This is a genomic window from Sphingomonas sp. (genome assembly GCF_025353885.1).
Taxonomy (GTDB): domain Bacteria; phylum Pseudomonadota; class Alphaproteobacteria; order Sphingomonadales; family Sphingomonadaceae; genus Sphingomonas_O.
In genome coordinates, this window is sequence record NZ_JANXNX010000097.1 from 1 (window position 1) to 22,724 (window position 22,724).

Sequence of the window (22,724 nt, forward strand, 5' to 3'; positions counted from 1 at the left end):
GCTACGATCTCGACGGCCGCATTTCGCCGTCACTGGTGACGCAGGGCAAGCTGGCCACGCTGACGGCGCCCTCGGTGCGGGTGAAGGGTAATGCAATGCTTGCCGACCGGCGAATCGACACCCATCTGGCACTGGGTTCGCCGTCGCTCGCTCTGGGAGCCAACGGCGTCATCGATCTGGCGAACAGTGCTTTCGACGGCATGAAGATCGACCTGCGCCTGCTACATCCGGCGGCGCTCGTGCCCAACATGACCGGTCGCAACGTGCAGTTGAAACTGTTGCTCGACGGCACATTTGCCACGGCCAATTTCGACTATCTGCTGACCGCCGACCGCGCCGCTTTCGATACCACCGGTTTGGAAACCGTCCGGGCATCGGGTCGCGGACGGCTTTCAAAATCACCCGTCATCGTGCCGCTGAAGCTGACTGCCCGACGCGTGACCGGCGTCGGCGACGTCGCGGGCGGGATCCTCGGCAACCTTAGCGTGCAGGGCTTGCTGCGCGTCACGTCGAAGGTGCTGACCGGCGATGGCCTGGTGTTGAAATCGGACAAGCTCAACGGCAAGATTTCGCTCGTCGTGGACCTGGCTTCGGGGCGATATGACATCGGGCTGTCCGGACAGTTGGGACGCTATCTGATCCCAGGCCTCGGCATTGTCGACGTGAAGAGCGTGCTGAAGATCATCCCGGGCATCAATGGTCAAGGCACGCGTGTGGTCGGTCGCGGCCAGGCCTGGGTCCGCCGCCTTGATAACGGCTTTCTTGCCGGACTTGCGGGTGGACTGCCCTATATCGACACGGGGCTGGAACGCGACGTCAACGGGTTGATCCATTTTACCAATCTGAAGCTGACTGCCCCCGCGCTGCGCCTGTCGGGCAACGGGTATCGCCGCAAGGACGGGACGTTCCATTTCGAGGGGAGCGGCGTGCAGCGGCAATATGGCCCGCTGAAGATGACTCTGGATGGTCGGATCGATCGCCCGACGCTCGACATACAATTGGCGCGACCGATGGATTCGCTTGGGCTGAGGTCCGTCAGCGCGCGCCTCGTCCCCACGCCGCAGGGTTTTCAATGGCAGGCTGCGGGTGGGTCGATGATCGGTCCCTTCACCGGCAATGGCGCGATCCTGCTGCCGTCGAGCGGGCAGGCGGTCATCCAGGTGGCACAACTGGCAGCCTCCGGCCTGGTGGCGCGGGGACAATTTCGTGCTGCCACGGGCGGGCTCGACGGCCAGCTTGCGCTGTCGGGCAGCGGCATATCGGGAACGTTGGCCTTTGCTCCTGTTCGCGGTATCCAGCGGATAGAGGCGCATCTTGCCGCGCGCGATGCAAAGCTTACGGGGCCACCGCTGTTCGTGGCGCGGAGCGGCAAGGTTGATGCCGTCCTGTTGCTTGATCCGAACGGCACCGATGTTGATGCCACCGTCCAGGGGCAGGGGCTGCGTTATGGCGGGGTCAGCCTGGCACGGCTTGCCGCCAACGTCCATTTGCGGGCGGGGGTCGGTGAGGTAAAGGCGACGCTGGCGGGTTCACGCGGGCGGGCCTTCGACCTCCAGACCGTGGCGCAGGTTGCGCCAAAGCGGATTGTTGCCGCGCTTCAGGGCACGATCGACGGCAGGCCTATCAAGCTGGATAGCCCCGCCATCCTGACACACGATGGCAGCGGTTGGTCGCTGGCCCCGACGTCGCTCAGTTTCGCGGGCGGAATGGCAAAGGTGGGCGGAAAGTTCGGCGACAATGGTGTTGCTGTCGATGCTGACGTCGTGCGGATGCCACTCTCGGTGCTCGACATCTTATATCCGCGGCTCGCATTGGGTGGCATTGCCAGCGGGCATGTGAACTTTGCCCAGACCATGACCGGAGCCGCGCCGACCGGGCGTGCCGATCTGCGGGTTCGCGGTCTGACCCGCTCGGGGCTGGTGCTGTCGTCACGGCCGATCGACGTGGGCGTGATCGCCGTGCTTGATGCGCGCGGAGCGGTCATGCGCGCGGTCGCCGCAAGTGGAGGTGCAACCATCGGGCAGGCGCAGGCGCGCATCGCGCCGCTCCCCGCGACGGGAACGCTGGTTCAGCGTCTGACCGACGCACCGTTGTTCGCCCAGCTTCGCTACAGCGGCCCTGCCGATACGCTGTGGCGGCTTACGGGGATCGAAAGTTTCGACCTGTCGGGACCGATCGCGGTCGGGGCCGATATCGGTGGTCGCCTGGGTAATCCGCAAATTCGGGGATCGGTGCGGACCGACAGTCTCCGACTCGAAAGCCCCCTGACGGGGACCGTGCTGACCGGCATGAAAGCCAGCGGCGTCTTCGGCGGTTCAAAACTCGTCATCCAGAGCTTTACCGCAAACGCAGGCAAGGGCACGATCACCGGACGCGCAGCTTTCGACCTGTCGGCGGCAAACGGCTTCGGTATCGACATCGTCGCCAATACCCAGAAAGCCGACCTTATTCGGCGTGACGATATATCGGCAACCGTCACAGGGCCATTGTCGGTGAAGTCCGATGGTGGAACGGGGACGATCGCGGGCACGCTGGTCCTCGACCGCAGCGGGTTCCGGCTTGGCCAGGCGAGTGCCGCCGCCGCCATCCCGCGCCTGAACGTGCGCGAATTGAACCGCCCGACCAATGACATTTCGGTCCAGAGCACACCGATGGTCTGGTCGCTGGCGATCAAGGCTAGGGCAGCCAACCGACTGGCGGTCACGGGTTTGGGACTGGACAGCGAATGGCGTGCCACCCTCGATATCGGCGGAACGATCGACGCCCCGCGGATAGTTGGCCGCGCCGACATGGTGAGGGGTGGCTATGAATTTGCAGGCAAGCGCTTCGATCTCGACAAGGGCATCATCAGGTTCACCGGGACGACGCCGATCGACCCGGTCATCGACATCGAAGCGACCTCTGCCACACAGTCGTTGAACGCCACTGTGCGCGTGACCGGAACCGGACAGCGGCCAGATATCAGTTTCACCAGCACGCCGGCCTTACCGCAGGACGAGCTTCTCTCGCGATTGCTGTTTGGTACGTCGATCACAAATCTATCCGCACCGGAAGCCTTGCAGCTTGCGGCGGCGGTAGCATCGTTGCGCGGGTCGGGAGGCGGGCTGAACCCGATCAATGCCCTGCGCCAAGCCATCGGGCTCGACCGCCTCCGTATCCTGCCCGCCGACGCGACGACGGGGTCGAAGACCGCGCTGGCGGCGGGGAAATACATTACCCGCCGCACCTATGTCGAAGTTATCAGCGACGGGCAGGGCTATTCGGCAAGCCGCGTCGAGTTTCAGATTACCCGGTGGTTATCGCTGCTCTCGTCGATCTCGACGATCGGCCGGACGAGCGCGGCCGTCCGGGTATCGAAGGATTATTGATCGGGCCGGTTGTCAGAACTTGGTTGTCGGGATTCTGGCACGCCCGGGTAGGTTTCACCTTTAAGCAGTCGGGCGAGGTGGGCGGCGTTCGACGCGGTCATCGCGGCGGTTTCCAGCACCTTGTCAGGGGTCTTCTCTAAATCCTTGAAATCGACTTTTCCCATCGCTTCGCCGACCCAGTAGCAGGCGGCGGCAGCGGGGATGGTCCATCCGGTGTCGTTCAACGACTGGAATATCTGAGCGCTGGAGATATGCGCGCCGTCCTCGTTACCCACGATCGCGGCGACGGCGACCTTGCCGGAACTCGGCTGCCGACCGGCATCGTCGGTTTCACCGAGGAACGCGTCCATGCGTTCCAGCACGCGCTTGGCGACACTGCCCATCTGGCCCATCCAGATCGGTGTGCCGAAAATCAATATGTCGGCGGCGAGGATCTTCGCGCGAATTGCTGGCCATGTATCGCCATCGCCTTCGTCCGATGACACGCCCGTCTTGACGTTCTCAGCGGCAATCCGGACGGTTTCGACCACCGTCACGTCGTGTTTGGCAAAGGCATCGGCCAGCACCATTATCATCGCGTCGGTTGAGCTTTCACCCTCGACCTTCAGGGTGCAATTGAGCGCGATGGCAGTCAGGGTCATGGCCGATCCTTTGATAATATTCTGAAAGGACGCAGCGGGGTGCGTTCGGTTTCGAAAGGATCAGGCGGCGGGCGCGCCGATGATCGACTTCACTTCCATGAATTCGCGCAGGCCGTAGACCCCGCCTTCGCGACCATTGCCCGATTGCTTGTAGCCACCAAACGGTGCCTGGCCATCGGGAGCCCAACTGTTGATCGTGACAATGCCAGCGCGGAGGTGCGGGGCGACTTTTGCTGCCGCCGCCGGATCGCCGGAGATGGTCGCCGACAAACCGAAGGGTGTTGCGTTGACGATCGAAATGGCCTCGGCCTGATTGGCATAGGTCATCACGGTCGCGACCGGACCGAACACTTCCTCATTGGCGATCCGCATGTCTGACGTAACGCCGCTGAATAGGGTCGGACGGACGTAATAGCCGCGATTGACTTCCGGCGGCAGGCCGGTGCCACCTGTCTCCAGCGTCGCTCCTTCGTCGATCGCCGACTGGATCAGGCTCTGGACCTTGTCATATTGCGCCTTGTTGACCACCGGACCGATATGCCCGCCCTCTTGTAAGGGGTCCCCAACGGTCACGCCATCCATGTAGGTCCGGATGAAACCAATGGCATCCGCCTCCTGGCTCTGGTGGACCAGGATGCGCGTCGGGGCGATGCAGCTCTGTCCGGAATTGGCGACCACGCCCTGCAGCGTCGGCGGCAGGACCGCGACGAGGTCAGCACCTTCCAGGACCAGGTTGGCCGCCTTCCCACCAAGTTCGGTATGCACGCGCTTGACGGTGTCGGCGGCGGACTTTGCGATCATGATCCCGGCCCGGGTGGACCCGGTGAAGCTGACCATGTCCACATCGGGGTGCGCGCTGATCGCGTTGCCAGTGATCGGACCATTGCCCTGTACTAGGTTGAAGACACCGGCAGGAACGCCAGCGGCAGCGAGTATTTCGGCCAGAATCGCCGCGTTGCCGGGGCATTCCTCCGAAGGTTTCAGCACCATCGTATTGCCAGCGGCAATGGCGGGTGCGACTTTCAGGGCGATCTGGTTCAGTGGCCAGTTCCACGGTGTAATCATCCCCACCACGCCAATTGGTTCGTGAACGACGTGCGCGGTCCCGATCGTCTCGGCGAATTGGAAGTCGGCCAGCGCGTTCGCCGCGTTGCCGAAATGTGCCAGCCCGGAATAGACCTGGGCGGTGCTGGCAAAGGAAATCGGCGCACCCATTTCGGTCGCCATCGATTGGCTTAGATCGGCGATCCGTTTCTTATACTCGACGGCGATGCGACCCAGCAGCGCGACCCGTTCCTCAACCGATGATTGCGAGAAAGTCACGAATGCCTTGCGCGCCGCGGCGACAGCAGCATCGACATCGGCCTGCGATCCGATGGTGATCTCGGTGCAGGGCTCCTCGGTCGAGGGGCTGATCACCGCATGGCGCGTCCCGCCGATGCTATCCACCCATTTGCCGTCGATAAAATGCTTGAGATAGCTGTCCACGCCTACGCTCTCCTGTGCTCGACTCGGGGTGGCCGATTGCAATTCGCTCTACGCTAACTGGAAGCATTGAGCACAAAAGGAAAGGCCCGGGGATTGCGCCCCGGGCCTTGCCGATCACGATCTTCAGCCAGATCAGCCCGAATAGTACATATCGAACTCGACCGGCGACGGGGACATTTCCCAGCGCGCAACTTCCGGCCATTTCAGTTCAAGATATGCGTCGATCTGGTCCTGCGTGAACACGCCGCCTTTCAGCAGGAACTCATGATCGGCGATCAGGCTGTCGAGTGCCTCTCGAAGCGACCCGCAAACGGTCGGGACCTTGGCGAGTTCGACCGGCGGCAGGTCGTACAAATTCTTGTCCATCGGCTCGCCCGGGTGGATCTTGTTCTGGATGCCGTCAAGACCCGCCATCAGCAAGGCGGCCGTGGCGAGATAGGGATTGGCCAGTGGATCGGGAAACCGAAACTCGACGCGCTTGGCCTTTTCACCGGCACCGTAGGGAATACGGCATGAAGCCGAACGGTTGCGCGCCGAATAGGCGAGCAGCACGGGTGCCTCGTAACCCGGCACCAGTCGCTTGTAGCTGTTGGTGGTCGGATTGGTGAAGGCGTTCAGCGCTTTGGCATGCTTGATCACGCCGCCGATGAAATACAGGCAGGTATCCGATAGGCCAGCATAGCCATTGCCGGCGAACGTGTTCTTGCCCTTGTTCCAGATCGAGATGTGCGTGTGCATGCCCGACCCATTGTCCGCCTTGATCGGCTTCGGCATGAAGGTCGCGGTTTTGCCATAGGCATGGGCAACCATCTTCACGACATATTTGTAGATCTGGATGCGATCGCAGGTTTCGACCAGCTTGCCAAAAGTCAGGCCAAGCTCATGCTGGGCACCCGCGACTTCATGGTGGTGCTTGTCCATGGGCAGGCCCATTTCGATCATCGTCGAGACCATCTCCGCGCGGATATCGGTGGTGACATCAACGGGGCCAACGGGAAAATACCCACCCTTGGCGCGCGGGCGATGGCCCATGTTGCCGCTTTCGTATGTCGTGCCGGAGTTGGTGGGCAGTTCGACATCGTCCAGCTTGTAATAGCTGGAGGCATAGGTGTTATCGAATTCGACGCTATCGAACATGAAGAATTCGGGTTCCGGCCCAATATACACCGTGTCGCCGAGGCCGGTCGACTGGAGGAAGGTTTCAGCACGCTTGGCGGTTGAGCGCGGGTCGCGAGCATAAAGCGAACCATCGACGGGTTCCACGATATCGCAAACCAGGATCATCATCGGCGTGGCCGAAAATGGATCGATGAATACCGCGTCTAGGTCGGGCTTCAGAATCATGTCGGATTCGTTGATTTCCTTCCAACCCTCGATCGACGAGCCGTCGAACATCAAGCCGTCGGTCAACTCATCTTCGCCGATCACGCTCGAGCACATCGTCAGATGATGCCAGGCACCTTTGGTGTCGGTAAAGCGGACATCGACCCATTCGATCTCCTGCTCCTTGATCATGTCGAGGATGGTCTGGGGAGTATTCGCTTTCGCCATGTATTTTGCCCTTTGTTCGGTAAAGTTCACTTGCAGATTTAGATCGCGTCGCTGTCGGTTTCCCCGGTGCGGATGCGGAGGACGCTTTCGACTGGCATAACGAAAATCTTGCCATCACCGATCCGGCCGGTCTGCGCGGCGGCGGCGATCGCCTCGACCACCCGGGCGGCCATGTCGTCGTCCACCACGACTTCCAGCTTCACCTTCGGCAGGAAATCGACCACGTATTCGGCCCCGCGATATAATTCGGTATGGCCCTTTTGTCGGCCGAAACCCTTGGCTTCGGTAACGGTGATGCCGCTGACTCCCACGTCGTGAAGAGCTTCCTTCACTTCGTCGAGCTTAAACGGTTTGATGATCGCTTCGATTTTTTTCATGGTGTTCCCCAGCGGCAGGACAATCAATAAACGTGCCAGTCGCGGCAACGCAACATCCGGCGGTGCAGCTTTTGCAAGCTTGCCCCTGAGTTGCATTGTCGTTGTGCAGAGTCGAGCGCAGTGCCCAAATTAAAGGCAGGTTTGCGACGGTGTTTGCGGAAAGTCAGCCGTCAATAAGGCGGTCGGTCCAGGCCCCTCGGACTCTTCGTGAAGATTTCGCAGCCCGACTCGGTGATTCCGATCGAATGTTCGAACTGCGCCGACAGGGTCTTGTCCCGAGTCACGGCCGTCCAGCCGTCATCGAGCATTTTCACGTCGGGTCGTCCGATATTGATCATCGGCTCGATCGTGAAGAACATTCCGGGCTGCAATTCGGGGCCAGAACCGGGGCGTCCGGCATGAACAACCTCAGGGGCGTCGTGAAACAGTCGCCCAACACCATGCCCGCAAAAATCGCGGACCACGCCGTATCGGTGCTTTTCAGCAAAACTCTGGATCGCATGGGCGACATCCCCCATCGTATTGCCCGGTCTCGCCTGCTCGATGCCAAGCATCAAACATTCATATGTCACGTCAACCAGTCGCCGCGCCTTAATCGCGACGTCGCCGACCAAGAACATCCGGCTGGTATCACCATGCCAGCCATCCAGTATTGTAGTCACGTCGATGTTCACGATGTCGCCGTCCCGCAGGATCTTGGTCCCCGGGATGCCGTGGCAGACGACATGATTTATCGAGGTGCAGCAGCTGTGCGTGAACCCCCGGTAACCAAGCGTCGCCGGGACTGCTCCACCGCGCAGCATGTGTTCGCGCGCGATGTCGTCGAGCTCGCCAGTGGTCACGCCGGGAACGACGTGCGGCACCAGCGCGTCGAGCGCTTCGGCGGCGAGCACGCCGGCTGCGCGCATCCCGGCAAAGCCAGCGGCATCATGGAGCTTGATCGCGCCGGTACGGGCGATGCGGACGTCGGAGGCAACGGTTACATAATCGGTCATGATCGACACATAATCGCTTCGGATGGACTTTGCGAGAGGCGCGCTTCGGGCTAACGCACGCGGATGACGACCGAGAAATCACTAACCGTCGAGACCTATTCGACCAATCGCATCTGGACCGCGGCACTCGTCGTGATCGGCGACGAAATCCTTTCGGGCCGCACCCAGGACAAGAATATCGCGCAGATCGCGCTGTGGTTGAACCTTCAGGGCATCAGGCTGGCCGAAGTGCGCGTCGTCCCCGATGTCGAGGAGGCCATCGTCGAAGGGGTCAACCAACTGCGCGCACGCAACGATTATTTGTTCACGACGGGCGGGATCGGTCCAACGCACGACGACATCACCGTCGATGCTATCGCCGTGGCGCTGGGCGTGCCGGTGGTCTTTCACCCAAAGGCGGTCGCGGTTCTTGAACACTATTATGAGACGCGGGGCGGGGCGACCCCGATGCGCCTGCGCATGGCTCGCGTGCCGGAAGGGGCGTCGCTGATCGAGAACCGTATGTCAGGCGCGCCGGGGATCAGGCATGGCAACGTCTTCATCATGGCGGGGGTGCCCCACATCACCGCGATGATGCTCGATGCATTGTCCGGCACGCTGGAGGGTGGGAAGCCGCTGCTGTCGCGATCGGTCGGCTGCTGGATTGCGGAGAGCGAAGTCGCCGAACTTTTGCGCACCACCGAGAAAGCGCATGAGGGCTGCCAGATCGGAAGCTATCCCTTCTTTCGCGATGGCAAGACCGGGGCTAACTTCGTCATTCGATCGACCGAAGCCGATGCGATGGACGCCTGCGCCGCAGAGCTAATGACGTCGCTGGCCGCCATCGGCCGCGACACCGTGGACGGCGGGATCTAGCGCCGCCGATGGCGCGCATCCTGATCGGTTGGGAACTCGGTGCCAATCGCGGACACATCGTCAGGATTGCGCCCGTTGCGGCAAAATTGCGGTCGCTGGGTCACGATGTTGCCTTCGCGCTGCAACAGGTCGACTCGCTGGGCCTTGCGCGCGATACCAGCATCCCGGTTTTCCAGGCTCCCCTGTGGCCGCGCCTGCTGGCCAGTGCAGCGATGCCTGTGCGCGGCGACGTATCGACGCTGATCGACATTCTCTGCCGCCTCGGCCTCGACAAACCAGGCACCCTGGCCGCGGTCATGTCGGGTTGGGACGCTCTCTTTTCGGCGTGGCGGCCGGATATCGTCGTCGGCGATTTTGCACCGGCCTTGATGTGCGCCGCACATGGCCGCACCGTATCGATCTCGGCGGGGACGGGCTTTGTTCAGCCGCCATCGCATCTTGACGAAATGCCCCGCTTGGCGGGTGAGCCCGGCTTTGACGAGAGCATCGTCCTTGATACCATCGATGCCGACTTGCGCTCGATCGGGCGCCAGCCGTTGCGTGCGCTGCCCGCGTTGTTTGCCGCCGATCACCATTTCGTCGAGACATTCGCGGAGGTCGATCCCTATGATGCATTCCGGGTCAGCGCGCTTTGCGCACCGGGGATAGCCCCCGGCGTCTTCGAAGCCAGCGGCAGCGGCGACGAGATATTCGTCTATGGTTTCGTCGCGACCATGGGCCGTAGCCCACTTTGGGAATCGCTCAGGAAAACCGGCAAGCGGGTGCGCATCTACGTCCCCGACAGCACTCCCGAATTCACCGCCGAGCTGCGCCGCGTCGGGTTCATCGTCGAAGCCAATCCGGTTTCCTGGCATGACATCGCGCGGCGATCGCGACTGGTCGTCTCGCATGGCGGGCACGGCTTCCTGTGCTCGGCATTGCTGGCCGGGCTGCCGCAGATGGTGACATATTACGACTTGGAAAAGCAGCTTCATGCAGGGGCGCTGGCCACTGCTGGCCTCGGCCACAGCGTGCAGCTTTATCACATCGACGCGGACTCGTTCGCCGCCGCCATCCTTGCCGCCTACGACGATGACGCACTGGCCGAACGGGTGCGTGCCGTCGCGCCGACATTTGCCGTGCGGATGAAGTCCGGGCTGGCCGATCGCCTGCTCGCCGTTGCCTCGGGAAATACCCAGTCGGCGTGAAAGACTGATGCGGATCAGGATTAAAGCCTGATCTCCGACACTTAAATAATATTCCGGAACTCAACCCAGATCGATCCGTTGCATTTGAAAGGTTAGCTAGCCTTTGCCCGCAAAAAACTGTTCTGCCACGGGCTTCTTGCCGGTGGTCCAAGCTCCAGGAGACTGACATGACCTCTGCGCCCATCCGCTATTCCACTGACGTGGAAAAGATCGAACCCGACGAAGGAGAGACTCAGGCCGAACTGGTCAAAACCTTTCGATCGATTATCGAGACGACTCACAAGGATTACGGCCACGCCTTTCGCGGTGTCCACGCCAAAAGCCATGCGCTGCTACACGGCACGATGACGGTGAACACCGGCCTGCCGCCCGAGCTGGCGCAGGGTATCTTTATCGAGGGTGCCGAATATCCGGTCCTGCTTCGTATCTCAACGACTCCGGGCGATCCGCTGCCCGATACGATTTCGGTCCCGCGCGGGCTGGCGATCAAGGTGCTCGATGTCGAGGGCGAGCGCCTACCCGACAGCGAGGGCGATACGACGCAGGACTTTGTCCTTGCCAACGGGACCGCGTTTCAGGCGGCAGAGCCCAAGGCATTCCTGAAAAACCTGAAGCTGCTGGCCGCGACCACGGATAAGATCGAGATCGGCAAGCGCATCATCTCAGCGGTCTTTCACACCGTTGAAAAGGGGCTCGAAGCCGTGGGCGGCGAAAGCGCGTTGCTGAAATCAATGGGTGGCTATCCGCACAGCCATCCGCTCGGCGAACGCTATTTCAGCCAGGTCCCAATTCGCTTCGGCGAGTATATCGCAAAGGTGGGCGTCGTGCCCCTTTCGGCCAACTTCAAGGCGCTCGAAGGACAGGTGATCGAGATCGACGGCCGCGAAAATGCTCTGCGTGAAGAAGTGTCGAAAGTGTTGGCAGATGAGGGCGGTCAGTTCGAACTCCGCATCCAGCTTTGCCGCGATGTCGAAAAAAATCCGGTCGAGGACGCCTCGGTTCCTTGGCCCGAGGACGACAACCCCTATGTCGCGGTCGCGACCATCACCGTCGAGGCGCAATCGGCATGGACCTACGAACGGTCACAGGTGCTGGACGATGCAATCTCGTTCAGCCCCTGGCACGGCATTCTGGCGCATCGCCCGCTCGGTTCGGTCATGCGTGCGCGCAAGCTCACCTATGCCGAGTCGGCGAACCTGCGCGGCGTACTGAACGGCTGCCCGATGAACGAACTGCGCGCGGCCGGACTGCCCGATTGAGGATCGTGGCCGAGCAAGGGACCCCGCCCGGTGCGCGACGTTTGCGAGATAAGTGACAAGTTCACATAGGAGTCATGCTCATGCTTGAACACATCCCTCAGTGGATTGGCGAACTGCTCAAAAACGTGCGCGCGGGTCATAGCAAGCTGGTGATCGCGCAGGACGGCATCCACACCAACGGCCAGCGCATTGATATTTCCAGCCCTGCCTTCGCCAGCGGCGCGCGCCTTCCCGAACGGTTCACGGCCGACGGCGAAGGCGTATCGCCGCCACTGGTCTGGGGCCCCGTCCCGGAGGACACCACCAGCCTGGCGTTGATCGTCGAGGATCCCGACGCGCCGGCGACCAGTCCGCTAGTGCACGCGATCGTCTGGAACCTGCCCGTTGCCGACGGCCGCCTTGCCGAGGGTGCCATCGCCAAGGATGGCGCGGGCGTTCCCGGCGGCGCCGATGTCGGCCGCAATAGCTATCTGGCCGAGGGTTGGCTGCCGCCCGATCCGCCGACGGGGCATGGTAGCCACGACTATGTCTTTCAGTTGTTCGCACTATCGGGCTTGGGTGAGATCGGCAGCAATCCCGGTCGTTCGGACTTCGTCACCGCGATCGAGGGGAGGGTGCTCGCCGCCGGTATACTGGTCGGCACCTATTCGCGCGGCGAGGATGCCGTAATCGGCTTTACCGCCACCGCGCCTGCCGCCACCTGAACGGATGCTCGACGCCGCCCGCTTTCTCGACGCCCAGGCCGACAGCTATGCTGCGGCGTTTGTCGAAATTTCGGCGGGTCGAAAGCGCAGTCACTGGATGTGGTTCGTGTTTCCCCAGATTTCGGGGCTGGGGCGCAGCGCGACAGCGCAACGTTGTGCCATCGCATCGATCGGCGTCGCACGCGAGTATCTTGCTCACCCTGTTCTTGGCCTCCGGCTGCGTGAGTGCGTTGCGGCACTGCAGGACTTGCCGCCGACGTCAGCGGTCGATGTCTTCGGGCCTGTCGATGCTATGAAATTGCGGTCGTCGCTGACTTTGTTCATCCAGGCCGGGGCCGGACTGCCGTTTGAAGCCGCACTCGCGCGGTGGTTCGGTGGCGAGGTTGATGCTGTGACGCTCACAATCCTCAACCAGCAACTGGCTGCGTGATGGCCGAGACCGTCGAGCAGTTGCGGCTCCACATGGAGCAGGCTGCGGCGGACGAGGACTATGAACTGGCCGCGCGGCTTCGCGATCGCCTAAGCATATTGCGCAGCCTCGATACCGGGGCCGAGAGCGCGGACGACACCAGTGGGCTGACACGACAACAGCCCGGCAGCATGGGCATCGGCACCAGTCGCCAGCGCGTCACGCCGCCGCCTGGGTGGAAACCTCCGCCGAAGCCCGACTTGATGGCAAAACGTCGCTCGAAGAAATAACAGGCCGTAACCAGCGCAGGCAATTCTCTGGGCAATTGCCCATCGAGACTATTCTGGGCATCCGATTGACCTCAGCTTGGCAAAGGTCGTTTCGATGACGAGCAAATATGACGCGGTGATAATCGGCGGCGGCCACAACGGGCTGGTCTGCGCGTTCTATCTGGCGCGCGCGGGGCAGAAGGTGCGTGTTCTCGAACGCCGAGCAGTCGTCGGCGGCGCTGCCGTGACCGAGGAATTTCACCCCGGCTTTCGCAATTCGACCGCCAGCTACACCGTCAGCCTGCTCAATCCAAAAATCAGCGCCGACATGAAACTGGTCGATCGCGGGTATCGCGTGATCGAACGACCCATCTCCAACTTCCTGCCGCAACCGGATGGCGGCTATCTCAAACTCGGCGGCGGTCTGGCGCAGACCCAAGCCGAATTTCGCAAGTTTTCCAACCACGATGCCGACGTCCTGCCAGCCTATTACGCCGCGCTGGAAACCGTGGCGGACGTCCTGCGCGGCCTGTCGCTAAAGGCTCCTCCCAATGTCGGAGAGGGATTGATGACATTGGTCGATGCTGTCCGGCAGGGGCGTGGGATCGCCAAACTCACACTCGAACAGCAACGCGACGTGGTTGACCTTTTCACCAAGAGTGCACGGACCTTCCTCGACGGCTGGTTCGGGAGCGAGGCGGTCAAGGCAGCTTTCGGCTTCGACGCGGTAGTCGGTAACTATGCCAGTCCCAACACTCCCGGATCGGCCTACGTCCTGCTGCATCACGTCTTCGGCGAAGTGAATGGCAAGAAGGGCGCTTGGGGTCATGTCATCGGCGGCATGGGCACCATTACGCAGATTATGGCAAGCGCCTGCGCTGACCTCGGCGTCGAGATCAGCCTTGAAGCCCCTGTTGCGCGCGTGCTTGTCGAGGGCGGCCGCGCCATCGGTGTGCGGCTGGAAAATGGCGAGGAAGTCCGGGGCACCAGCATCGTCGGTAATGTCGGGCCGCGACTGCTATACGAAACCCTGATTGATCCTGCTGACCTGCCGGTTACGTTTCGCCGCCGCATCGGGATGTTCAAGACGGGTTCGGGAACATTCCGCATGAACGTCGCGCTGTCGTGCCTGCCCAGCTTCACCTGCTTGCCGGGTGATGGGGAACACTTGCGATCGGGCATCATCCTGGCACCGACGCTCGATTACATGGACCGGGCGTTCCGCGATGCCACAGAACATGGCACGTCGCGCGAACCCATCGTCGAGATGCTGATACCATCGACCCTCGACGACACGCTCGCGCCGCCCGGGCAACACGTCGCCAGCCTGTTCTGCCAGCAGTTCGCGCCGGTGCTGCCCGAGGGCAGGAACTGGGACGACGAGCGCGAGGGCGCTGCCGACCTGATCGTCGATACCGTGGAACGCCACGCACCGGGATTCAAGGCTTCACTCATCGCCCGGCAAATTCATTCGCCGCTCGATCTGGAGCGCAAGTTCGGGCTGGTCGGCGGCGACATCATGCACGGGAACATGTCGCTCGATCAGCTATGGTCGGCGCGACCGCTCCTCGGCCACGGCGCCTACCGCGGACCGTTGAAGGGTCTGTTTATGTGCGGGGCCGGAACGCATCCGGGCGGCGGCGTGACCGGCGCGCCGGGGCACAATGCCGCGCGCGCGATCCTGTCGGACCGTTCGCCATGGGGGCGGCTGCGCGAGCGAGGATAGCGACGCGGGGGTCGCGCGGTATTCAGTCACCTTGTCGGAGTGCAACCGGGTGACTAACGCACGAGCATGGACCGAGTAATTCTGACATCTGAACAGCCGTTTGAGTTCCGCCAGCTAGTTGACGGCATCAGGACGACGACGTGTTTGCCACCAGGTTTGACGCCGGTCAGCGCTCGATGACCGAACGCGTTAGGCAACCACGTCAGGATCGCAGTCAGGCTTCGATGGCGCGGATCCTCGATGCATTTGAGAAATTGCTTCGCAATGGCTCTTATGAGTCGATCACGATTAATGACATCGCGATTGAATCCGCGACGGGCGCAGGCTCGATCTACGCGCGCTTCGATGGCAAGCGGTCCATTCTTCTAGCGTTACATGCTCGAACTCGGGACCGTGCGCGCAGGTATTTTCAAATACTCTTCGACCCGAACAGGAAGTCGGATGAAAGTCTGGACGTTGCTATCGAGCGCATCACCCGCGGGATGTTCATCTGGCATAAGCGTCGACGAAGCGTGATCAGAACGTCTGTGCTGCTCGATGATGCGGATCTTTATCTCGGGATCTCTGTCTCTTTTGGGACATGGACCGAGCAACTCGCGCGCCTCCTTATCGCGCGCGGCGCGGCGCTATCGGATGCTCAAGCATTGGACGCGGCGGCGGCTATTTTACAACTCAGCACCGCGGTGTTGCAGCAGTGGGTGATCTTTGGGAGGGTTCCGCCTGTGGGCCGTGCGCTATCAGACGCATCATTGATCAGCCTCATTCGCATCGCAGCTTTGGCACAAGTCAGGTGTGTATCAATTAGTCACTGATCATGCTGATCAGAGCCTAAAATGCCCGTGCATCGGGCTGACCACGGAGTTGACAGGAGAAAGCCAAATCGCGAGAACTGTAACCACATTAAAAATACTGGGAAGGGTGTTGCATGCAAGAAGACCAGAGCGCGACGATCGGGTCTCACGTAGCAACCGGAATCGTTGCCGGCCCTATCGCTGGTCTTCGGTATCAAACGCCGTCAGGAAGCGGTGTCACGGACGTTTGCGGTTCCTTCACATACAGGAGCGGGGAGGCGGTGACGTTTCTCATTGGCGGGATCGTCTTGGGCACATGTCCTGCAGCGCCGCGCGTAAACCTCGCTCAGCTCGCGAACCGGGTCGCGGGCAATATCGAAAAGCTTCACGATCCCAGCGTCACTAACCTCGCCCGTTTCGTGATGACGCTGGATCAACGCGGAAGCGTCGAAGGCGGCGTTGTGATTGCCCCGACCGTGCATGAAGTCGTCCAGGCGGGGCCCCTCAATTTCAGTCAGCCTGAAGCTGGTTTCGGCGACGATCCATTGGTTGCCGGGCTTCTGCAAGTCTTTAATGCCACGCCGGGAGTTTTGATTGGGAGGACGCCGCGAACGCTTTGCGATCCTGCTACTGCCCGCAACGAACTTAGGCGTAACATCCGAAATATAATTAAAATGACAGACGTTCAGATCCCGCTACGGGACGGGTCTTACGTATGCGCCGACGTCTTTCGGCCGACGGAGAGCGGCGAATATCCGGTCATTCTGAGCCAGGGCGTCTACGGCAAAGCGTTCTATCATGAGTGTATTTGTAGTGACGATGAGGCGATCGAGAAGGAGCGGCTTGAAGATCGCTTTTTTTCAGGCAATCCCGACGGCCTGCAATACGAAAATCACGAAACCGTCGACACGTCGGCTTGGGTGCCCGAAGGCTATGTCTGCATCCGGATCGACGGACGCGGCGTCGGCAAGAGTTCAGGCGTGCAGGCACCATGGAGCGTGCAGGAAGCCGAAGATTATTACGACGCGATTGAGTGGGCGGCGACGCAAGGCTGGTCGAACGGGAATGTCGGTCTGTGGGGCATGTCATATCTGGCGATGACGCAGCACAATGTTGCAAGCCTGCAGCCGCCCCATCTGAAGGCCATGATCGCGCAAGGCACGGACGCCGACATCTATAATGAGGCACTATACGGCGGTGGTATCCTCGGTGAGGGTTTTTGGAACTGGTGGTGGAAGGTGTGGACCGCGAACAACAGCTGCGGGGAGCGACGCCAAACTGACTGGATGGCGCGCGCACTGGCGACACCGTTCAATGATCCTGACGCATACGGCCCTAAGGGCACAATCTTTATGCGCCCGGAATTGGAAAAAGCGACCGCGCCCGTATGGATTGTGGGGCCGCAGTATGGGGCTGTAATCCATCAGCTGGGAAGCAGCGAGACATACATTCATTCAACGGGCGCAAAGGCCCGTAAGTTCGATTTCGTCGATGCGTGGTTTGCCAATTGCTACAGCAGCGCCACGGTTGCCGAGCATCGGCGTTGGTTCGACTATTGGCTGAAAGGCGTTGAAAATGGTGTGGCTAACGAGCCGCCGGTTCGCATTCAATTGCGCACAGGGAACGGCGGCTACAGCCTCATGCACGAGCAGGAATGGCCGGTAGCGCGGACGCTTTACCGGCGCTGGTATCTCGATGCGACACCTTCGGAATGGCAAGGGGATGGGCGGCGAACCGACCTCATGCGTATCTCTCCTGCGTTGCCGTTGGACAATGCGAACGCGAGCTACAGCGCGGAAGTCGAGCTGGGCAAGTCGGTCTTGTCGCCGATGGGGCCGGTGGGCGGACCGCCGCGCTGGTCGACTGGAGTTTCTTTCGTCAGCGATGCGATGACCGAAGACATGGCCTTGATTGGCTATATGAAGGCAGGGCTTTGGGTATCTTCTTCTAGCGGCGACATGGATGTCTTCGTTTCACTCCGCATTCTTGACGAAGAGGGCCAAGAAATACGGTATGACGCCGCCGCCCATCCGGCGCACCCGGTCCATGCCGCAGCCGTCGGCCACGGGTTGCTCAAGGTCTCACGACGCAAAATCGATGAATCTCGTTCGACCGAGTACTGGCCGGTGCACACCCATTTGGAGGCGGACAGCGCCCCATTAAACAACGCAGAGGTGGTCCAGATCGAAGTCGGGCTTAATCCGGCCACCGCCATGATCCGGAAAGGATGTCGCTTGCGGGTTGATTTGCAGCCTTACGCGCCGGATGGCGAGCCCACTCGTGCATACGACGAAAGCTACCACCGGGGTTCGGTCAACCATATTCACACGGGTCCCGATCACCTCTGTTATATCCAGTTGCCGATCGTCTCGCTCGCACAGACTGTTCCTTAAATAGCCGGTAAAAATGCCGATTGACTAGAATGTCAAAAACCGTAATCTCATTACAGTAATAAGAGAGGGAGTGCCTGATTCGCAGGTGCAAAACCCACTTACATAGGAGATCATGGCGATGACTAAAGGCACGGCGCGTTCGCAGATGCTAGGCATCATAGTCGACAATGTTCGAACCCTTGGACCGACCTTGCGCAAGCGCGCGCCGGAGGCTGAAAAAGCCGGCCGTCATTCGGATGAGACCATTGCCGATCTCGATGCGGCTGGCGTTTTCAACATTGCCACGCCTGCAGAATATGGCGGCTATGAGCTTTCGGTCCGTGAACAGTTGGACGTCATTTCCGAGGTCGCGAAATGGGACGGTTCGGCCGGATGGACCGTATGGGTTGCGGCGTCCACTAACTGGTTGCCCGCTGGTTGTGGTTCCAGGATCATTGAAGAAGTATACGCGCACAAGTGGGTCGGGCCGCGCGTCGCTGGCTCAAGCCACTTCCCGGCTTCCAAAGGTCGCGCCGAGCGGGCTGAAGGCGGCTGGATCATTTCGGGTGGACCGTGGACATTCGGAAGCGACGCTTTGTGGGCACCTTACACCAATCTCGGCTGCATTGCTGATGAAGCGGATGGCACCTTTCTGCTCGGCGTCCAGGTTCCCCGCGAAGACTTGCGCTTCCTCGACGACTGGGATGTTGCGGGCATGCGCGCAACCGGCAGCGTGTCCTTGATGCTGCATGGCGATGAATTGTTCGTTCCAGATTACCGCTGCGTCGATTTTCGCGACGTGACCAGCGCGACGATCGAAAATGGCCTTGCAGGCTCGCTGTGGAAGGCGCCGTCACTGGGATGGGCGTTCAGCTTGATGGCAGGAATGTCGATCGGCATCGCGGAAGGTGCGCTAGAGCGTTTCCTGGAACGTTCCGAAGGGCGACCAATCCGTGGAACCACTTACACCAATCAGCGTGAAGCTCCGCTCACTCACCTTATGCTGGCCGAGGTACATTCCAAAATCCAGTCGGCCAAGCTGATGTGCCGCGCGAACGCGGACGAGACCGATCGACTAGGCGCGCTGAAGGCAGCGGGCACACCGGCCGACCCCGAATATATGCAAAAGTTTAGTGCGCGGGTGCTGGTGGAAACAGCTTATGCGGCAAAATGGTGTGCCGAGGCTATCGAGTTGCTCCAGCGAAATTCGGGTGCGACCGCGATCATGAGCTTCGACCCCATCCAGCGATCGTGGCGGGACGCGCGTGTGATTACTCTCCACGGGGCTTTGAACCTCGAGGCATTGGCGGAGAATTACGGTCGCCTGATGGCCGGGCTGCAACCGCACAATTTTGCCGGGATCACTACGTTGGACCGCTTCGCACCCATCACGCTTAAGGCTGCATAGGAGGATTCCATGACTACGCTTACTTTGGACAATGCGACGAGGCATGGTGAAGCTCGCCCGCGACCCCGTCTGGCCACCGGTCACAGCACATTGGCGGCCCGTAATCTCTCTGCATTGCAGGCATTCTACTGTGATGTGCTTGGATTTGAAGTGACCAACGCCGGCCCGGTGCCCGAACAGAACCAAGAGCTCGTGTTTCTGAGCCAAGATCCAACCGCGCACCACCAAATTGCGATGGTCGGCGGTGCGATGACATCGGAAGCTGACTTCGTCATGGTCGATCATTTGGCATTTCGCACCGGAACGCTGGATGATCTGCGGATTATTCACGCGAACCTTGTGGAAGCGGGCATCGGCGAGATTTTGAAAATCGATCACGGCAACGCTTGGTCACTCTATTTTAACGATCCTGAGGGAAATGGCGTCGAAACATATGTAGACACGCCGTTCCACGTTGCTCAGCCTTATGCCGGGACTTGGGATATAACCGCGTCGGACGGTGAGATCGAACGGACGACCCGCGCAACTATCGAGAATAAGCCCGAATTTATGTTGATGAAAGACTGGTCCGCAAATATGGCGGGGCGACTTCGCGGCCGGTGACGTTGGCACACGAGCTTTACCGGGGAGAGACTATTTGAGGCGCTGGCTCGTCCTGTCGGGCTGCTTTGTCGGGATGGCGCTATCGACGCCTGCAATTTTGATGCAGCCGCTCGGCCTGTTCCTGAAGTCGATGACGGCGGAGTTCGGCTGGTCGCGTACCACGTTTTCGAGCGTCGTCGCGTTGGCGGCGCTTGCCAATATCATTATTCTCCCGATCGCCGGTTACCTCGTCGACCGCTTCGGCCCGCGGCGCGTTATCGCCATTGGCGCGGTTCTTGGCGGAATCGCCTATGCCAGCCTTGCCCTGGCTAACTCGTATGGCGAGCTCATCGGGCTCATCATGTTGGCTGTCGCGACGGGAAATCTTGCGAGCTACCCGGCGTTTATGGCGCTTGCACAGCGCTGGTTCCACACGCGGTTGGGATTTGCCTTGGCGATTACATCGACAGGACTGGCAGTGGGCGTCGCAATCTTTTCGTTCGCGATCTCTCAGATTATCGCTGTAAGCGGATGGCGTGCAGCATTCGCGTTGGTAGGGTTCACGGTTCTCGTGATCGGCTTGTTAAATGTCGTCTTTCTCGTTCGAGACTTTTCGCCACCTGCGGCGGACATAAACGCCGCTGGCGGAAATATGACTGCTGTTAGTGACAGCGAGACGTTCGGCATGGCACTTCGAAGCCGCGATTTCTGGCTTTACACCAGCGCCTTCACGTTGATCATTTTCGGGGTGGTCGGCTGCAACTTCCATCTTCCGGCATTGCTTGCGGACCGGGGGGCAGTGCCGGGGCTGATCGCAACGGTCGTTGCGGTCGGCGCGGCCGGTTCTCTTTTTGGACGGCTCACCACTGGGCTATTGCTTGATCGCTATTCCGTCATTTGTGTTGCCATCGTCTTTTTCACGGGCCAAGCTATAAGCTTCCTTTTGTTGCTCGACGGTTTGACATGGGCATTACCGGCGAGTTTTTTACTAGGGGCAGTTCAGGGCGCCGAGGTCGATGTGCTTGGCTATGTCCTCGCGCGCCGATTCGGCCCATCTGCTTATGCGCGCATTTTCGGCACCTGCTTTGGCATCACCCTGATAGGCGCGATCATCGGACCAATGGCAATGGCGGCCATTTTTGATCGCACCGGCTCCTACGATCTCGGTTTATTGTTGCTCCCGGTGCTGCCAACCGTCGCTCTGTTGCTGCTAACGCGAGTTCGACCGCTGTCGGTGACTGCGGGATGAAAGATCAGGGTGGCGCGTCGTCGAGTGTTGCTAGCGGAGTAGCGACGATCCTGTTCGACCGCCGCGCTGCTCGCAACGCGATGTTGCAAAATACGTGGGGCGCATTGCCCGGGCTGCTCGCGAACGCAGAAGCCGATCCGACGGTCGGCGTCATCGTACTCCGAGGAGCGGACGGTGACTTCGGCGCGGGTAATGACATCGCTGAATTTGGTCGTTTGCGCACCGACGCTGCCAAGTGCCGTGATTATGGTCGAACGATGGCGAACGCGATGACCGCTGTGGAAAGCGCGTCCAAGCCCGTAGTCGCGGCCGTCGAGGGAAATTGTTACGGAGCATCTGTTGCCCTCGCGCTAGCGGCCGACTTTCGTCTGGCTGCCGCCGATGCGCGTTTCGCGATCACGCCTGCAAAACTGGGTGCGGTCTATCTACGGAGCGATCTCCACCGTCTGGTGGCCGCGATCGGGCAGGGGCATGCGCGCCGCATGATATACACGGCGGGCCCCGTAGGCGCCGCCGAAGCTGTTGCAATCGGGCTCGCAGAACAACTGATACCCGCCGATACCTTCGATGCTTCGCTTGGTTTAATAACGAGCGACATTCTGCGTGGATCAACGTTCACTCTGCGGACCAGTAAACGTGTGCTGGGTCAGATCAATCACTGCAAAGTCCCGGCCGAGGACGAGGAGAGTCTTGGTTGCTTCGTCGATGCCATGCAAGGGGCAGATTTCGCCGAGGGCTACTCAGCGTTTATGGACAAGCGCTCACCGGTCTTCGTTCGACCGTGAACCGACTACAAGGTGTTTGCCTGTGCAGCTGCCTTGTCGGCGGCCAGGCGAACGCTGTGCGCGTCTGCAGCGCTCATCCCCAATATCCGCAAATGGAATTCGGCAGCGCGTGCGCCAACGCCGGGCTTTCCGCCGTTAAGGCGTGAGATTACACCTGTCCGCAGAACCGCCAGCAAAATATCGATAACATATTCGTCGACGGGTTCGCTAAATCTCCCCTGCTCGATGCCGAGCGCGACATCGAGCCGCAAGTAGCGCGATATATCGTCCTTAATCGCTTCAAACTCGGTAAACGCCGAAACCAGCAGCCGTCCCCAATTCGGTTCCGCAGCGGCGATTTCGATGAACTGCTGCGTTCCGAACGCGACGCGGGACGCGCCATCTTCCAGCGACAGTCGCATGCTGCTCATGTCGTTATGCATCGCGAGCGTAACAGCATTGCACACCGCCGCAACGATCTCTGCCTTGTCTTTAAAGTAAAGGTAAAAGGTGCCATTGGCTAACTCGGCCTCCGCGGCGATCTCACTTACAGAAGTAGCGTTGATACCGCGTGCAGCCATCAGGCGCAGGGCGGCGTCAGTTAATCTGGCGCGTGTCCGCACGCGTTTTGCTTCGCGCGGCCCAAGCGCTGTCTTCGATCTGGTCAAGACTGGAATCCCGCCCCGCCTGCATGATCCAAAAATATTTTACGATAGATTGTGCAGGGGG

At 60.6% G+C, this 22,724-nt stretch carries 20 protein-coding genes; 14 read left to right on the forward strand and 6 right to left on the reverse strand.

Annotation, left to right across the window (positions count from 1 at the left end; translation table 11 throughout):
- On the forward strand, positions 1–3,368 hold a 3,368-nt coding region (locus tag Q0R02_RS10360; protein ID WP_293883198.1), incomplete at its 5' end, for a translocation/assembly module TamB domain-containing protein.
- On the opposite strand, the gene Q0R02_RS10365 is transcribed toward Q0R02_RS10360, so the two are convergent.
- From Q0R02_RS10365 to map, 5 genes are all read right to left on the reverse strand, one after another.
- Positions 3,362–4,009, reverse strand: coding sequence for a flavodoxin family protein (locus Q0R02_RS10365; RefSeq protein WP_293883200.1), 648 nt, complete (start codon positions 4,007–4,009; stop codon positions 3,362–3,364). The genes Q0R02_RS10360 and Q0R02_RS10365 overlap by 7 nt on opposite strands.
- A 60-nt stretch (positions 4,010–4,069) precedes the next feature.
- A complete protein-coding gene (locus Q0R02_RS10370) occupies positions 4,070–5,497 on the reverse strand; it encodes an aldehyde dehydrogenase family protein (RefSeq protein ID WP_293883202.1) in 1,428 nt (475 codons plus the stop codon).
- Positions 5,498–5,629: 132 nt separating this feature from the next.
- A complete protein-coding gene (gene glnA / locus Q0R02_RS10375) occupies positions 5,630–7,048 on the reverse strand; it encodes a type I glutamate--ammonia ligase (protein ID WP_293883204.1) in 1,419 nt (472 codons plus the stop codon).
- Positions 7,049–7,086: 38 nt separating this feature from the next.
- Positions 7,087–7,425: a P-II family nitrogen regulator gene (locus Q0R02_RS10380; protein ID WP_121152653.1), complete on the reverse strand. Its 339-nt coding sequence runs from the start codon at positions 7,423–7,425 to the stop codon at positions 7,087–7,089.
- A gap of 170 nt (positions 7,426–7,595) precedes the next feature.
- On the reverse strand, positions 7,596–8,420 hold the full coding sequence (map, locus tag Q0R02_RS10385; protein ID WP_293883207.1) for a type I methionyl aminopeptidase: 825 nt from the start codon (positions 8,418–8,420) through the stop codon (positions 7,596–7,598).
- 63 nt (positions 8,421–8,483) lie between these two features.
- Here map and Q0R02_RS10390 point away from each other — a divergent pair, with 63 nt between their 5' ends.
- From Q0R02_RS10390 to Q0R02_RS10450, 13 genes are all read left to right on the forward strand, one after another.
- Positions 8,484–9,275: a competence/damage-inducible protein A gene (locus Q0R02_RS10390; RefSeq protein WP_293883209.1), complete on the forward strand. Its 792-nt coding sequence runs from the start codon at positions 8,484–8,486 to the stop codon at positions 9,273–9,275.
- Positions 9,276–9,283: 8 nt separating this feature from the next.
- A complete protein-coding gene (locus Q0R02_RS10395) occupies positions 9,284–10,462 on the forward strand; it encodes a glycosyl transferase-like UDP-glucuronosyltransferase (RefSeq protein ID WP_293883211.1) in 1,179 nt (392 codons plus the stop codon).
- 167 nt (positions 10,463–10,629) lie between these two features.
- Complete coding sequence (locus Q0R02_RS10400) at positions 10,630–11,721, forward strand: catalase family protein (protein ID WP_293883213.1); 1,092 nt, start codon at positions 10,630–10,632, stop codon at positions 11,719–11,721.
- A gap of 80 nt (positions 11,722–11,801) precedes the next feature.
- Positions 11,802–12,425 (forward strand): YbhB/YbcL family Raf kinase inhibitor-like protein, encoded by a 624-nt coding sequence (locus Q0R02_RS10405; RefSeq protein ID WP_293883214.1) that lies wholly within the window; start codon positions 11,802–11,804, stop codon positions 12,423–12,425.
- A 4-nt stretch (positions 12,426–12,429) separates the two neighbouring features.
- Positions 12,430–12,855, forward strand: coding sequence for a DUF1810 domain-containing protein (locus tag Q0R02_RS10410; protein WP_293883216.1), 426 nt, complete (start codon positions 12,430–12,432; stop codon positions 12,853–12,855).
- Positions 12,855–13,124, forward strand: coding sequence for a UvrB/UvrC motif-containing protein (locus Q0R02_RS10415; protein WP_293883218.1), 270 nt, complete (start codon positions 12,855–12,857; stop codon positions 13,122–13,124). Before Q0R02_RS10410 ends, Q0R02_RS10415 begins: the two co-directional genes overlap by 1 nt.
- A gap of 94 nt (positions 13,125–13,218) precedes the next feature.
- Positions 13,219–14,829 carry an NAD(P)/FAD-dependent oxidoreductase gene (locus Q0R02_RS10420; RefSeq protein WP_293883221.1) on the forward strand — a complete coding sequence of 537 codons (1,611 nt, stop codon included), beginning with the start codon at positions 13,219–13,221 and terminating at the stop codon, positions 14,827–14,829.
- Positions 14,830–15,053: 224 nt separating this feature from the next.
- Positions 15,054–15,641 (forward strand): TetR/AcrR family transcriptional regulator, encoded by a 588-nt coding sequence (locus Q0R02_RS10425; protein WP_293883224.1) that lies wholly within the window; start codon positions 15,054–15,056, stop codon positions 15,639–15,641.
- Between the two features lie 113 nt (positions 15,642–15,754).
- Positions 15,755–18,013: a CocE/NonD family hydrolase gene (locus Q0R02_RS10430; RefSeq protein ID WP_293883227.1), complete on the forward strand. Its 2,259-nt coding sequence runs from the start codon at positions 15,755–15,757 to the stop codon at positions 18,011–18,013.
- 118 nt (positions 18,014–18,131) lie between these two features.
- Positions 18,132–19,400 carry an acyl-CoA dehydrogenase family protein gene (locus Q0R02_RS10435; RefSeq protein WP_293883230.1) on the forward strand — a complete coding sequence of 423 codons (1,269 nt, stop codon included), beginning with the start codon at positions 18,132–18,134 and terminating at the stop codon, positions 19,398–19,400.
- Positions 19,401–19,409: 9 nt separating this feature from the next.
- Positions 19,410–20,003, forward strand: coding sequence for a VOC family protein (locus Q0R02_RS10440; RefSeq protein ID WP_293883233.1), 594 nt, complete (start codon positions 19,410–19,412; stop codon positions 20,001–20,003).
- A gap of 34 nt (positions 20,004–20,037) precedes the next feature.
- Positions 20,038–21,231: an MFS transporter gene (locus Q0R02_RS10445; RefSeq protein ID WP_293883236.1), complete on the forward strand. Its 1,194-nt coding sequence runs from the start codon at positions 20,038–20,040 to the stop codon at positions 21,229–21,231.
- Positions 21,228–22,016, forward strand: a complete 789-nt coding sequence (locus Q0R02_RS10450) for an enoyl-CoA hydratase-related protein (RefSeq protein ID WP_293883238.1) — start codon at positions 21,228–21,230, stop codon at positions 22,014–22,016. Before Q0R02_RS10445 ends, Q0R02_RS10450 begins: the two co-directional genes overlap by 4 nt.
- A gap of 5 nt (positions 22,017–22,021) precedes the next feature.
- Here Q0R02_RS10450 and Q0R02_RS10455 read toward each other — a convergent pair whose 3' ends face one another.
- Entirely contained in the window at positions 22,022–22,663 is a 642-nt protein-coding gene (locus Q0R02_RS10455; RefSeq protein WP_293883240.1) for a TetR/AcrR family transcriptional regulator, read from the reverse strand.
- Positions 22,664–22,724 lie beyond the last annotated feature (61 nt).